Below are 12,710 nucleotides of genomic sequence, written 5' to 3'. Positions count from 1 at the left end.
GGAGGCCCACCAGCTGTAGCTCGTGCAACACAGGAAGCCCGGCACTCGCCGGGCTTCTTCGTCATAGCAGCCCAGCCAGCCGATCGATTCTGTACGCCACCGTGGCGCCGCCGTACAATGCCGAGCCATATTCATCGCTCTGCAAGGACACAACGGCCCACATGCGCACCAGTCAGTTCCTGCTCTCGACCCTCAAAGAAACCCCTTCCGACGCTGTGGTCATCAGCCACCAGCTGATGCTGCGTGCCGGAATGATTCGCAAGCTGGCTTCCGGTCTCTATACCTGGATGCCGATGGGGCTGCGTGCACTGCGCAAGGCCGAGGCAATCGTCCGGGACGAAATGAACAAGGCCGGCGCGCTGGAAGTGCTGATGCCGGCGATCCAACCTGCCGAGCTCTGGCAGGAGTCGGGCCGCTGGGTGCAGTACGGCCCTGAACTGCTGCGCGTGAAGGATCGCCATGATCGTGAGTTCTGCGTCGGTCCGACGCATGAAGAGGTGATCACCGATCTGGCACGCAACGAGCTGAACAGCTACAAGCAGCTGCCAATGAATTTCTATCAGATTCAGACCAAGTTCCGCGACGAGATCCGTCCGCGCTTCGGCCTGATGCGCGGGCGTGAATTCCTCATGAAGGACGCCTACTCCTTTCATGCGGATCAGCAGTCGCTGCAGGAAACCTATGACCGTATGCACCAGGCGTACTGCAACGTTTTCACCCGCCTGGGGCTGAATTTCCGCGCCGTACAGGCCGATACCGGCTCGATCGGCGGCACCGGTTCGCATGAATTCCATGTGCTGGCCGAGTCCGGCGAAGACGATATCGCGTTCAGCGACAGCTCAGATTATGCCGCCAACATTGAAAAGGCCGAGGCCATCCCGCGCGAAGCCGGGCGCGGCGCCGCCACCGAAGAGCTGCGCTTGGTGGATACGCCTAACTGCAAGACAATTGCCGCACTGGTCGAGCAGTTCCAGCTGCCCATCGAAAAGACCATCAAGACACTGGTCGTGCGGGGTGCCGAGAAAGGCCAACTGGTCGCGTTGATCGTTCGCGGCGACCACGAGCTGAACGAGATCAAGGCGGCGAACCTGGCTGAGGTAGAAAGCCCCCTGGTGTTCGCAACGGAAGCGGAGATCCGTGCCACCATGGGCGCCGGCCCTGGCTCGCTGGGCCCGTTGAATCTGCCTATCACCTGCATCGTCGATCGTTCGGTCGCGCTTATGAGCGACTTCGCAGCTGGCGCGAACCAGGAAGATAAGCACTATTTCGGCGTCAACTGGGAGCGCGACCTGCCATTGCCTGAAGTGGCCGATCTGCGCAACGTGGTCGCTGGAGACCCGAGCCCCGACGGCAAGGGTACGCTGGTCATCAAGCGCGGCATCGAGGTTGGCCACATCTTCCAGCTCGGCACCAAGTACAGCGAGGCGATGAACTGCAGCGTCATGGGCGAAAACGGCAAGCCGGTGGTTCTGACCATGGGCTGCTACGGCATCGGTGTTTCGCGCGTCGTTGCCGCCGCAATCGAGCAGAACTACGACGACCGCGGCATTCTCTGGCCGGATGCGCTAGCACCGTTCCAGATCGCACTGGTACCGATGAAGTACGAGAACCAGGCCGTTCGCGAAGCGACCGATAAGCTCTACGCGGAACTCACCGCTGCCGGCTACGATGTGCTGCTCGATGATCGTGACAAAAAGACCAGTCCCGGCGTCAAATTCGCCGATATGGAGTTGGTGGGCATCCCGCATCGCATCGTCGTGGGCGATCGCGGACTTGCTGACGGCACGCTGGAATACAAGCATCGTCGTGATACTGAAAGCCAGGCCGTGCCGGCCGCTGACATCCTCGAGTTCATCAATTCGCGCGCCAGTCGCTGACGGAAATCATGCTCAACCGAAGTGCTTCAACCTGCGCCATGCTTTGCATGGCGCTTTTTGTGGGTGGCTGCGCCAACCATCTGCCCCAACGCAGCGAACACGAAGCCCGTACCGAACGCAAGCTGCTTGACCACAGCCTGCGCATAGAAGTGGGTGCCCCGTTACTGGAATTGCCACAGCGGCGTGTTCGCGTGCTCGACCAGAAGACCTTCGAGGTCACCGATTTCGAGGTAACCCGCCGCTATGACCGCTATACGCCGTACCAGGCATGGCGCGAGCTGTACGAAATCCCACTGGGTAGCGTTGCGGTGGTCGCCGGAATAGGGGCCAATGTGCTCAACGTGGTCATGCTCGGTAACTTACCGGAGAGCGTTACTCGTGACTGGATCAGCTACGGCTTTGCGGGCCTTAACCCTTTCATCAATGTCGAATCCAATGGTCGCTCACAGCAGAACCTCGCCAGCCTCGACGAGCAACGCGGCGATGCTCGGCTCGAGTACTCCAGCCTGCCTTGGGCCGAGCGTCCGGTATTGGTCGTTGCAGGCCCCGAGACCCATGAGCTGAGTACCGACCGCAACGGCATACTGCGGTTGAATCTGCTGGATGGCCCATTCACCGACCAAGACATTAGCCAGGTCGGTAAACTCCAATTGCAGGTCGAAGATCCACAGGATGCGACCCGCGCCGACGCGATGTTGCTGGTCAGTCGCAACCTGCGTGGCAAGCTGCTCGAGGCCCACGACCTCATTTTCGACGATCTCGAAGGCGACGACGTCAACCAGTGGGTCCATCGCGTCAAACGACTCTCGGAGCTGGGGCTCGAGGAGGAAGCCAGCGAACTCGAGCAGAGCCTGATCGAACTGACCCACAACGATCCGGATCTGCAGCAGGAGTTTCTCCGTAGCCTGATGCAAGACGCTGGTCGCCAGGCCAGCGATCCGGGCGAAGACGACTGAGACCGCTCCCCAGTGAAAGCCCTACCCAGCCTATGGCTGCTGATGTTGATGGCTGCCTGGCCGATCTCTGCAGCTGTTCGCCAAGCACCCGAGCCGGAGCTGCGCGAGCTGATGCAGCGCACCGTATTGGAGGCCGAGAGCTTTGAGGATCGGTTTGACGCGGAAGTCTGGCTGCTGGACATGTCGACCCGTCTCAAACGCTACGTCCCCGATCCGCAAGAACGGCTGACGCTTTTGCGGCTGGTGCATCAGGAAGCTAGCAAGGCGGGGCTGAGACCTGACATGGTACTGGCGCTGATCCATGCCGAAAGCCGGTTCGACCGATTCGCCATTTCCAGCGTGGGCGCGCAAGGGATGATGCAAGTGATGCCATTCTGGAAAGCCGAACTAGGGCGCCCACAGGACAATCTCACCGACAACGCCACCAATCTGCGCTACGGCTGCACGATCCTCAGCTATTACCTGAAAAAGGAAAACGGTGATATCAATCGCGCTCTGGCTCGCTACAACGGCAGCCTCGGCAAACAGCATTACCCGGCGAAGGTCATCGGCTTCTGGCAAGACTTCTGGTACGTGAAGCCTTGATAGGCGCCTGCAGCAAAAAATAGCGCACTACCTTGTTTGAAAGCTTTAGACCTATCGCTCCAGCCGCTTCAGGTGAGTCTGGAGCCCTTCGGCAGTCTGCTCGCCAACCAGACTTTCGCGGACCGTTCCAGAGCCGTCGACGATGTAGGTCACCGGAAGTACCGTACTGCGTGGCAAGTCCAGTCGCTCGGCAGGGTCCACGCTGAGCACTCTGAAACCTATGCCCAGCGCGTCAGCCGCAGCGATCAATTCGTCCCCCTGAAGCCCGTCGAAATTGACCCCGAGCACGGTGATGTCGTCTCTCGATTGGTCCAGCGCGTTCAGCTCGGGAACCTCGGTACGGCATGGGCCGCACCATTCGGCCCAATAGTTGATCAACAACCACTGGCCTTCGAGTTGCTGCGACGTGACAGCGGCACCGTGTTGGTCGGGCCCCCAGTCTTCTGAGCAGCCAGCCAGCGTCAGGCTGATGAGCACACTGACTAGCCCAATGGATCGTTTGATCATCTTCGCTCCTTTGCGATGCCGGGCACCGGCTCGTTCATATCCGTCGCGCTTGCAGCCAGTCCGCGACACTACCACCGAACAGGCTGGCCTGCTCCTTCTCCAGCAGCTCCAGCGACTGCCGCAGCGTCGGATACCATGGCTCGTCCAGATGCTCCGGCAACGCGTGTCTGCCCGAGAGCGGCCAGGGATTACAACGCAACAATTGATCGAAGCTGTAATGGTTGAGATCGCGACATAGCACCCATCCGGATGACCCGGTCCGGCAGACGAGTTGCTCGCGCTCGAAGAACTCAAGGATCTCGTCCCACTCGTCCTCTGGCAGTTGCCAGCCATTTCGATGGGCGTCGCGCAGCCGCACCTCACGTCCAGCCAGTTGGCTTTCGTAAAGCACCCGCAGCAAACCGAGCATGACCAGCAGGCGCGGGACCGAGCGACGCCGCCATTGCTGGGACGAAGACATCCCGCATACCAGCTCCGCACCGAACAGCACGATCATCCAGGAAAGATAAACCCAGAGCAGGAACAGCGGCACCGCGGCGAAGGCTCCGTAGATCAGCTGATAGCTGGGGAAATAGCTGACATACAAACCGAACATCTGCTTGGCCGCCTCGAATAAAACCGCCGTGAAGCTACCTCCGACAATGGCGTGCCGTAGCGGCACCCGGGTATTCGGCACGGCGGCATAGATCAAGGTGAACGCAGCAATGCTGAGCACCAGTGGCATCGCTTTGAGCACGGTGCGTGCACCGATCAGTGCGTGCGGGCCGGAGATCAATGACAGCGAGGTGATGTAGGTGCTCATGGCGAACCCCGCACCCAGCAACAGCGGGCCGAGGCTCAGAATCGCCCAGTACAGAAGAAAGCTCGAGATGCCACGGCGTGGCTGACGCACCCGCCAAATCACGTTGAACGCTTTTTCGATGGTCAGGAGCATCATCAGTGCCGTCGCCATCAGAAAACCGACACCAAACCAGGTGAGCTGCCTTGCTTGATCCGTGAAGGCAACCAGATATTCCTGGATGGTTGCGCCCGTGGAGGGTATGAAGTTGCTGAAAATGTACATCTGGATTTGCTCGCCAACCCCCTGGAACGCTGGAATGGCAGACAGCATGGCGAAGGTCACCGTCATCATCGGCACCACCGCAAATAGCGTGGTGTAGGTCAACGCGGCGGCACTGTGTGGGCCGCGATCCGCCAGGAAGCGCTGCACCAGGAAACGGCCGAACTCTACGAAATCCTTGACTCGTTGCTGCATTCCATCCCCTTGGTGCCAATCGCGATTTTCGGACGCGCTTGTTCACAGGCTTATGACAACCGAAAGTCCATCTTCGCAGACAGTTACCTGCGACTGGCGTTTCAGGCCTCGCCATATTGAAGGTTACAATGGCTGCCTACACTGGCGCGAAGCAATTACAAATGACCGAACTGACCCTTTATCACAATCCACGCTGCTCGAAATCACGCGGCGCGCTGGAACTACTCGAACAGCGCGGCCTGACCCCGACCGTCATCCGCTATCTGGAAACACCTCCTTCGGCCACAGAACTCAAGCAGATTCTAGCTCGTCTGGGCATCGCACCCCGACAGCTGCTGCGTAGCGGTGAAGAGGAATACAAGGCGCTCAACCTGACGGATCCAGCGCTCACCGACGCCCAGATCATCGATGCGATGGTCGCGCATCCAAGACTGATCGAGCGGCCGATTCTGGTTGCCGGCGATGTCGCAGTGATCGGCCGGCCACCGGAGAAAGTGCTGGAGATCCTGCCGTGAGCGCGCCGTACATCTTGGTGCTGTACTACAGCCGCCACGGCGCGACGGCCGAAATGGCGCGACAGATTGCTCGCGGAGTGGAGCAAGGTGGCCTCGAGGCGCGGTTGCGCACCGTACCGGCGATATCCACCGAATGCGAGGCAGTGGCACCGACGATCCCGGCGCAAGGGGCGGTCTACGCCACACTCGACGACTTGAAGAACTGTTCCGGATTGGCTCTTGGCAGCCCGACCCGCTTCGGCAACATGGCCGCCCCGCTGAAATACTTTCTCGACGGCACCAGCGGGCTCTGGTTGACGGGGGAACTGGTGGGCAAACCCGCCGGCGTTTTCACCTCGACCTCGAGCCTGCACGGCGGCCAGGAGTCGACCTTGTTATCCATGCTGCTGCCCCTACTGCACCACGGCATGCTGGTGCTCGGCCTGCCCTACAGCGAAAACGCCCTGCTCGAGACCCGCGGCGGCGGCACCCCCTACGGTCCCAGCCACCATGCTGGCGCAGACGGCAAGCGTCTGCTGGATGAGCATGAAATCCACCTCTGTCGAGCCCTGGGCCAGCGCCTCGCGCAAACCGCCAAGCGTCTGGAGAATGACCGTGGCTAAAACGCCTAAACCACTCCCCTCCCTGGAATGGCTGACGCCCCGGGTAAAACTCAGCCGAGCAATAAGCCTGGCCAGCTTCATCGGCCTCGCTGTCCTGCTGACCATCTGGAATCTGGTTTTCGCCGACCTGCACGGTGCGCGCACTTGGGTCGTGGTCGGCATCCAGCTGATTCCGCTGCTTCTGGTCGCCCCAGGCATGATCTCGGGCAGCCCACGCGCTCATGCCTGGACTTGCTTCATCGTCAATCTCTACTTCATTCAGGGCGTACTCGCCGCCATCAATCCCGCCCGAGCGATATATGGTTGGTTGGAGGCAATCATCAGCCTGACGCTTTTCGTCAGTGCGCTGCTCTATACCCGCTGGGCTTATCAGTACGAGCGCAAAGCCTCGGGCGAAAGCTGAGGCGGGCCCGCGGCACAGCAACAGTGCCATGAGAGAACGGCGCTGAAGGCGTCGTGTGCGAGGGAGTGGCCAGTTCGGTATTCGCTGGACCGAAGCCCGCCCTACCCAGGCCTTCGCACTTCTCGGAGAAGGTTTCAGCGCACCCGCCCGACGTTCGGCCGCGCCAGCGGCTAGAACGAACGAAGCAGCTGCATCCTGCCCTTACCAGCCGAGCGTCTGCTTGAGAAACGGAATGGTCAGCTTGCGCTGCGCCTGCAGCGAGGCCTGGTCCAGCCGATCGAGTAATTCGAACAACGCGCTCATGCTGCGCGCACCGCGGGTGAGGATAAAGCGACCGACGTCATCCGGCAGATTCAAACCGCGGCGCGAGGCACGAAGCTGCAGGGCGCGCAGCTTGTCCTCGTCCGACAGTTCCTGCAGTTGAAATACCAGTGAAAGGCTCAAGCGGGACTTGAGATCCGCCAGCTGCACGGCGATTTCTCGCGGAGAGGCATCTGCGGCAAGCAGCAAACGGCGGCCACTGTCGCGTAGTCGATTGAACAGATGAAACAGAGCTTCCTCCCACACCGGATCGCCCGCCACGGCATCCAGATCATCCAGGCAGACCAACTCGCTCTGTTCCAGATTATCCAGCAGCGCCGGGCCATACTCAGCCACATCGGCAAGCGGCAGATACACGGCCAACTCGCCTCGCTGCTCGACGCGCAGGCAGGCGGCCTGCAACAGATGGCTGCGCCCGACCCCAGTACTGCCCCAGAGGTAGACCAACTCGTCGGACCAGCCGGTTTCCGGCGAACAGACCCGTTCGACGTAGCCCAGCGCAGCGGCATTGGCGCCCGGGTAGAAGTTGGCGAAGGTGGCATCGTCACGAAGACGGATGCCCAAGGGCAGTTGAATGGGTTTCATGGTTGGCGGGGCGGCTCGACCGGCGGCTCGGCGTAAAGGTCCGAGAGTTTATAGAGATCATGCACGTGACGCAGCAGAACCATGATCACCGCAGCCACAGGCAACGCCAACAGCACACCGGTGAACCCGAACAGCTGCCCGCCAGCCAGCACCGCGAAGATCACCGCTACCGGATGCAAACCGATCCGATCCCCAACCAATAACGGCGTCAGCAACATGCCTTCGAGCATCTGCCCGACCGTGAACACCGCCGCGACGCCCAGCAATGGATAGGGCTCGAGACCGAACTGGAACAGTACGGCGATCAGGGCCGCACCGATACCGACCACGAATCCCATGTACGGCACGATGCTGGCGAGACCAGCCAGCACGCCGATCAACAACCCCAGCTCTACGCCGACCAGCATGAGTCCGACGGAATAGACCACGGCAAGCGCCAGCATCACCAGCAATTGACCTCGCAGAAAGGCACCGATCACCTCGTGGCATTCGCGCATTAGCACCATGACGGTTTCTTCGCGCCGCCGCGGCAGTAACGACCGAAGCTTGGCCATGATCAAATCCCAGTCGCGCAACAGATAGAAGCACACCACAGGTACCAATAGCAGGTTCGCCAACCAGGCCAGCAAGGCGATACTGGAGGCCGTGGCCTGACTCAGAATGACCGCTACCACATCTTTGGTGCTGCCGAGATTGGCGGAAAAAGCGCTCTTGATCTGGTCGAAGCGCCAAAAGTCCTCATCGAGGCCGAACTGCATCTGCATCCAGGGCAGTGCCGTCATCTGCAACCAGTCGAGTCCCAACGGTGCCAATTGATAAAGATGCATCAACTGCTTACCCAGCATCGGCACCAGTACCAGCAGTAGCACCAGACACAGCAGACTGAACAACGCGAACACCAGTATCACGCCCCAGGTGCGGGACAGTTTCCAGCGCTCCAGCCGATCGACCAGCGGATCACCCAGGTAGGCCAGCAGAATGCCGACTAGAAACGGCGAAAGAATGGGTGAAAGCTGATAGATCAGCCAGCCAAGCAGTAATAACGCCGCCAGCCATAGCCAGCGGTTGGTATGAGTGATCGTCATGGTCAAGACGCCTTGCTCCGGTTGATTCGAGGCCGCACGGCCACTGCAGGCGAAAGAGGAGGTTCGTAGCCGGCGGGCGCCGCCAATTGCAGCGCCCGCTCCGGTTGTATCGGGCATGGCGGCCCGCTCATACTGCTACCAGCGGTAGCGCAGCACCTCGCCCTGCTCTGCCGGTGGGATTTGCTCGGCAGCAGGCTGAACCGGCTCCTCGAGCGGTGCTTCGGCGTCGATCGGCTGTGCGCCGACCTCGCCAGCCGGCACGTCGGCGCCAAGCGGCGGTGCAGCGGCTTCATCGGCAGGGACCTCATGCAGCCGCGCCAATGCCAACTGCGCCCGCAATTGCTCCGGGCTGGCGTTGAGGCGATACACCAACCGGTCGCTTTCGACTCGCTGCAAGCGCGCACCGAAAGGTTCGAGCAGGCGATCCAGCTCGGCAAACCGATCGACATCGGCGCCCAGCACCTCGAGCGTGATCTCCGACGTCTCCCCTGGCGCCACCCGATACTGCGGCGCCAGGAACGTGCTGACTGCCAGCATCACCTCATCGGCCACTGCAGCCTGGCTGTCACCGCTCGCCTTGCCTTGCGTCTGCTGGTCACCGAGCCAGAGCCGCCAGTTGGCTTCCCAGGCTTCACCGGACTGTTTCGCCACCACCGCCAGCAGCCCATCGGCATCGTAGCGTTCCGAGGCTTCGCGGAGCGCCTGTGGTTCTTTCGCCGAGACGGCCTCGGTGGTGGCTGCGAGCTGCTCACTCAGATCGGCCAGTGGCAGACGTAACGGCAAGCCGCGATGCTGGGCGGCCGCGCGCAGTTCGGACGAACCTTCCTGCGCATCGCCGACGAGCTGCGAGCCTTCTGGCGACGTTCCCAGCCACCAGGTGAGAATGCTGGGGCGGTCAGCCCCCCACAACGACAACCCGGCGGACCGCAGCGCACGCTCGGTAGTGGTCGGGTCGAAGTTCACCACGACCGCATTGTCTTCATAGGCATATCGGCTGACGAGCTGTTGCGGATCTTTGCGTAACTGCGCAACGGCGGCCTGGTCCGCCTCGGCCTTACCCGTGAGGCGCAAGACCAAGGTATCGAATGCCTTGCGCAGCGCCTCTTCACGTTCCGCCGGCTGCTGGCTGGCAACCGGTTCACGCACCTTGTAAAGATCGCTGAGGGGCGCAGCCATGGCGTGGGCGGATGCGGCCACACCGCAGAGGGCGAAAAAAAAGCGGGGAATGAGGCGCATGGAAATACTCGCTGGCTGGCCAGTCGTGGGGAGCCGGTCGGTCGCGATGACGACCGGCCACGATGAATCAAGCGTTATACCTTAAACAGGCGCCTGAATCGGGGCAACCGCCGCACTTGGCTGTTGCGCATGCGGCTAAAAAAACCAGGCAGTTTGTGCGAACTTGCCCGACGCAACTGCGTCCGGGATGGCCGCTCTGCGGCAAGCCTGATAAAATCGCGCGCTTTCCGCAGACCGGTCCGGCGCCTTCGCCACGTTGAGACAATCGTCTCGTCCCACCGGTCGCCCCGCACTCTCCTCACAGGTCCGGATTATGAGCAAGCAACCCTCCATCAGCTACAAGGACGCCGGTGTCGACATCGATGCAGGCGAGGCGCTGGTCGAACGCATCAAGGGTGTGGCCAAGCGCACCGCGCGTCCTGAAGTCATGGGCGGCCTGGGCGGCTTCGGCGCGCTCTGCGAAATACCCGCTGGCTACAAGCAGCCGGTGCTGGTATCCGGTACAGATGGCGTGGGTACCAAGCTGCGCCTGGCCCTGAACCTGAACCAGCACGACAGCATTGGTCAGGACCTGGTGGCCATGTGCGTCAACGATCTGGTGGTTTGTGGTGCCGAACCATTGTTCTTCCTCGATTACTACGCTACGGGCAAACTCAACGTCGACATCGCCGCCACCGTGGTTACCGGTATCGGCGCCGGCTGCGAGCTGGCCGGCTGTTCGCTGGTAGGTGGCGAGACGGCCGAAATGCCCGGCATGTATGAAGGCGAAGACTACGACCTAGCCGGTTTCTGCGTCGGCGTAGTAGAGAAAAGCGAAATTATCGACGGCTCGACAGTGACTGCCGGCGATGCTCTGATTGCACTGCCTTCTTCGGGCCCGCATTCCAATGGCTATTCGCTGATCCGCAAGATCATCGAAGTAGCCGGAGCCGACATCGAGAACACCCAACTCGATGGCAAGCCGCTCACCGAGCTGCTGATGGCGCCGACCCGCATCTACGTCAAGCCATTGCTCAAGCTGATCAAGGACACCGGTGCGGTCAAGGCCATGGCGCACATCACCGGCGGCGGCCTGCTGGACAACATTCCGCGCGTGCTACCCGAAGGCAGCCAGGCCGTTATCGACGTCGGCAGCTGGCAACGTCCTGCGGTTTTCGACTGGCTGCAACAGCAAGGCAACGTCGAGGAGCATGAAATGCACCGCGTGCTGAATTGCGGAGTCGGCATGGTCATCTGCGTCGCTCAGGAGCAGGTCGAGACCGTTCTCGACAACTTGCGCAGCGCTGGCGAAAGCCCTTGGGTGATCGGCCGGATCGCATCGGCTGACGAAGCCGCAGACCGCGTCGTACTGAACAACCTGAAAAGTCATTGATGAGCGCACCCTGCGACGTCGTGGTGCTGATTTCAGGGTCTGGCAGCAACTTGCAGGCTCTGATCGATAGCCTGGGCGAAAACAATCCGGTGCGCATCCGTGCGGTTGTTTCGAATCGCGCCGAAGCGTTCGGCCTCCAGCGTGCACAAGCTGTCGGTATTGTCACCCACGTGGTGCAGCACAAGGACTTTGCCGACCGCGAAGCCTTCGATGCGGCTCTGATGCACGTCATCGATGGGCACAAGCCACAGCTCGTGGTGTTGGCCGGTTTCATGCGCATTCTCACCCCTGGCTTCGTCCGTCACTACCAGGGCCGGCTGCTTAACATTCATCCGTCCCTACTGCCGAAGTACAAGGGGCTGGATACCCATCGCCGCGCACTCGAAGCCGGCGATCGCGAGCACGGCTGCAGCGTGCATTTCGTCACCGAAGAGCTCGATGGCGGGCCGGTTGCCGTACAGGCCACACTCACCATCGAAGACGGCGAAAGCATCGGCCAGTTGACCGATCGGGTGCATGCGGCGGAGCACATCATCTACCCACTGGCCGTTCGCTGGTTTGCCGAAGGCCGCTTGCGCCTTACCGAGCAAGGCGCGATGCTGGATGGCGCCCCACTGCCGACTACCGGCCATCTGTTACGAATCTAGGAGATCTTATGCGTCGCGTCTTGCTGCTTGCTCTTGCCGTACTGGCTTTGCCAGTTCAGGCCCTGGAGCTCAAGCCCTTCTCCGCCAGCTATACCGCAGACTGGAAGCAAGTTCCTGTCAGCGGCACCGCCCAGCGCAGCTTGGAAAAGCGCGAGGGTGACATCTGGGAACTGGATTTCGAGGCTTCCATGCTGGTAGCCAGTTTCAATGAACGCAGCACGTTCAAGGTCGAGGGCGAAAGCTTCTTGCCGCAGAAGTATCGCCTGAAGCGCAGCGGGCTCGGCAAGGGCAAGACCATCAAGCATGATTTCGATTGGGCCGCCAAACAGGTTGTCGGCGAAGATCGCGGCGACCCGGTCAAGCTGCCGCTCAACCGCGGCCTGCTGGACAAGTCCACCTACCAGATCGCGCTTCAACACGCCGTGGCGGCGGGCGAAAAGAGCATGAGTTACCAGGTGGTCGACGGCGATGAAATCGAAACCTATGACTTCCGCGTACTCGGCGAGGAGAAGGTCAGCACCAAAGCCGGCCAGGTCGACGCAATCAAAGTGGAACGCGTGCGCGATCCGACGCAGAGCAAACGCCAGACCATTCTCTGGTTCGCCACCGATTGGGATTACCTGCTGGTCCGCCTGCACCAGATCGAAAAGGACGGCAAGGAATACCAGATCATGCTCGACGAAGGCACCGTCGACGGCAAAGCCGTGAAGGGTAACTGATCCCCACCGCGCCAGCCTGCTGGCGCCTTACCGTCCGCTGCTACG

General features: G+C 61.1%; 14 protein-coding genes. 9 read left to right on the top strand and 5 right to left on the bottom strand.

Annotation, left to right across the window (positions count from 1 at the left end; genetic code table 11):
• Positions 1-161: 161 nt before the first annotated feature.
• Genes ACL0K2_RS20385 through ACL0K2_RS20375 form a run of 3 tightly spaced genes read left to right on the top strand, consistent with a single transcriptional unit; the run spans position 162 to position 3,418 of the window.
• Positions 162-1,877 (top strand): proline--tRNA ligase, encoded by a 1,716-nt coding sequence (locus ACL0K2_RS20385; RefSeq protein WP_239609812.1) that lies wholly within the window; start codon positions 162-164, stop codon positions 1,875-1,877.
• 8 nt (positions 1,878-1,885) lie between these two features.
• Positions 1,886-2,833: a hypothetical protein gene (locus tag ACL0K2_RS20380; RefSeq protein ID WP_045162842.1), complete on the top strand. Its 948-nt coding sequence runs from the start codon at positions 1,886-1,888 to the stop codon at positions 2,831-2,833.
• A 42-nt stretch (positions 2,834-2,875) separates the two neighbouring features.
• Complete coding sequence (locus ACL0K2_RS20375; RefSeq protein ID WP_045162933.1) at positions 2,876-3,418, top strand: lytic transglycosylase domain-containing protein; 543 nt, start codon at positions 2,876-2,878, stop codon at positions 3,416-3,418.
• 51 nt (positions 3,419-3,469) lie between these two features.
• Here the strand turns inward: ACL0K2_RS20375 and ACL0K2_RS20370 are convergent, their stop codons facing one another.
• Both ACL0K2_RS20370 and ACL0K2_RS20365 read right to left on the bottom strand, forming a co-directional pair.
• Positions 3,470-3,925: a TlpA family protein disulfide reductase gene (locus ACL0K2_RS20370; protein ID WP_239609814.1), complete on the bottom strand. Its 456-nt coding sequence runs from the start codon at positions 3,923-3,925 to the stop codon at positions 3,470-3,472.
• A gap of 34 nt (positions 3,926-3,959) precedes the next feature.
• A complete protein-coding gene (locus ACL0K2_RS20365) occupies positions 3,960-5,180 on the bottom strand; it encodes a virulence factor BrkB family protein (RefSeq protein ID WP_239609816.1) in 1,221 nt (406 codons plus the stop codon).
• A gap of 161 nt (positions 5,181-5,341) precedes the next feature.
• Between ACL0K2_RS20365 and arsC the strand changes: the two genes are divergently transcribed.
• Genes arsC through ACL0K2_RS20350 form a run of 3 tightly spaced genes read left to right on the top strand, consistent with a single transcriptional unit; the run spans position 5,342 to position 6,700 of the window.
• Positions 5,342-5,695 carry an arsenate reductase (glutaredoxin) gene (gene arsC, locus ACL0K2_RS20360; RefSeq protein WP_045162934.1) on the top strand — a complete coding sequence of 118 codons (354 nt, stop codon included), beginning with the start codon at positions 5,342-5,344 and terminating at the stop codon, positions 5,693-5,695.
• Positions 5,692-6,297 (top strand): NAD(P)H:quinone oxidoreductase, encoded by a 606-nt coding sequence (gene wrbA / locus ACL0K2_RS20355; RefSeq protein ID WP_045162845.1) that lies wholly within the window; start codon positions 5,692-5,694, stop codon positions 6,295-6,297. Before arsC ends, wrbA begins: the two co-directional genes overlap by 4 nt.
• On the top strand, positions 6,290-6,700 hold the full coding sequence (locus ACL0K2_RS20350; RefSeq protein WP_413043303.1) for a DUF2069 domain-containing protein: 411 nt from the start codon (positions 6,290-6,292) through the stop codon (positions 6,698-6,700). Before wrbA ends, ACL0K2_RS20350 begins: the two co-directional genes overlap by 8 nt.
• A 201-nt stretch (positions 6,701-6,901) precedes the next feature.
• Here ACL0K2_RS20350 and hda read toward each other — a convergent pair whose 3' ends face one another.
• From hda to ACL0K2_RS20335, 3 genes are all read right to left on the bottom strand, one after another.
• A complete protein-coding gene (gene hda / locus ACL0K2_RS20345; RefSeq protein WP_045162846.1) occupies positions 6,902-7,606 on the bottom strand; it encodes a DnaA regulatory inactivator Hda in 705 nt (234 codons plus the stop codon).
• A complete protein-coding gene (locus tag ACL0K2_RS20340) occupies positions 7,603-8,691 on the bottom strand; it encodes an AI-2E family transporter (RefSeq protein WP_239609820.1) in 1,089 nt (362 codons plus the stop codon). Before ACL0K2_RS20340 ends, hda begins: the two co-directional genes overlap by 4 nt.
• Positions 8,692-8,826: 135 nt before the next feature.
• On the bottom strand, positions 8,827-9,927 hold the full coding sequence (locus tag ACL0K2_RS20335) for a DUF2066 domain-containing protein (protein ID WP_413043302.1): 1,101 nt from the start codon (positions 9,925-9,927) through the stop codon (positions 8,827-8,829).
• Between the two features lie 310 nt (positions 9,928-10,237).
• Here ACL0K2_RS20335 and purM point away from each other — a divergent pair, with 310 nt between their 5' ends.
• From purM to ACL0K2_RS20320, 3 genes are read left to right on the top strand one after another with little or no spacing between them, the layout of a single operon-like run.
• On the top strand, positions 10,238-11,299 hold the full coding sequence (purM, locus tag ACL0K2_RS20330; protein ID WP_196298676.1) for a phosphoribosylformylglycinamidine cyclo-ligase: 1,062 nt from the start codon (positions 10,238-10,240) through the stop codon (positions 11,297-11,299).
• A complete protein-coding gene (gene purN / locus ACL0K2_RS20325) occupies positions 11,299-11,946 on the top strand; it encodes a phosphoribosylglycinamide formyltransferase (RefSeq protein WP_045162850.1) in 648 nt (215 codons plus the stop codon). Before purM ends, purN begins: the two co-directional genes overlap by 1 nt.
• Positions 11,947-11,954: 8 nt before the next feature.
• Positions 11,955-12,665, top strand: a complete 711-nt coding sequence (locus tag ACL0K2_RS20320) for a DUF3108 domain-containing protein (protein WP_045162851.1) — start codon at positions 11,955-11,957, stop codon at positions 12,663-12,665.
• Positions 12,666-12,710: the final 45 nt, after the last annotated feature.

Source organism: Pseudomonas sp. YJ42 (genome assembly GCF_047225135.1).
GTDB classification, from domain to species: domain Bacteria; phylum Pseudomonadota; class Gammaproteobacteria; order Pseudomonadales; family Pseudomonadaceae; genus Stutzerimonas; species Stutzerimonas stutzeri_E.
The sequence above is the reverse complement of the archived record's forward strand: the minus strand, read 5'-3'. Positions and strand labels throughout refer to the sequence as shown.

Excerpts from the sequence above, each read along its gene's own strand:
- ACL0K2_RS20385 (WP_239609812.1), top strand. The coding sequence starts at position 162 with ATGCGCACCAGTCAGTTCCTGCTCTCGACCCTCAAAGAAACCCCTTCC.
- ACL0K2_RS20380 (WP_045162842.1), top strand. The coding sequence starts at position 1,886 with ATGCTCAACCGAAGTGCTTCAACCTGCGCCATGCTTTGCATGGCGCTT.
- ACL0K2_RS20375 (WP_045162933.1), top strand. The coding sequence starts at position 2,876 with ATGTTGATGGCTGCCTGGCCGATCTCTGCAGCTGTTCGCCAAGCACCC.
- ACL0K2_RS20370 (WP_239609814.1), bottom strand. The coding sequence starts at position 3,925 with ATGATCAAACGATCCATTGGGCTAGTCAGTGTGCTCATCAGCCTGACG.
- ACL0K2_RS20365 (WP_239609816.1), bottom strand. The coding sequence starts at position 5,180 with ATGCAGCAACGAGTCAAGGATTTCGTAGAGTTCGGCCGTTTCCTGGTG.
- arsC (WP_045162934.1), top strand. The coding sequence starts at position 5,342 with ATGACCGAACTGACCCTTTATCACAATCCACGCTGCTCGAAATCACGC.
- hda (WP_045162846.1), bottom strand. The coding sequence starts at position 7,606 with ATGAAACCCATTCAACTGCCCTTGGGCATCCGTCTTCGTGACGATGCC.
- ACL0K2_RS20340 (WP_239609820.1), bottom strand. The coding sequence starts at position 8,691 with ATGACGATCACTCATACCAACCGCTGGCTATGGCTGGCGGCGTTATTA.
- ACL0K2_RS20335 (WP_413043302.1), bottom strand. The coding sequence starts at position 9,927 with ATGCGCCTCATTCCCCGCTTTTTTTTCGCCCTCTGCGGTGTGGCCGCA.
- purN (WP_045162850.1), top strand. The coding sequence starts at position 11,299 with ATGAGCGCACCCTGCGACGTCGTGGTGCTGATTTCAGGGTCTGGCAGC.
- ACL0K2_RS20320 (WP_045162851.1), top strand. The coding sequence starts at position 11,955 with ATGCGTCGCGTCTTGCTGCTTGCTCTTGCCGTACTGGCTTTGCCAGTT.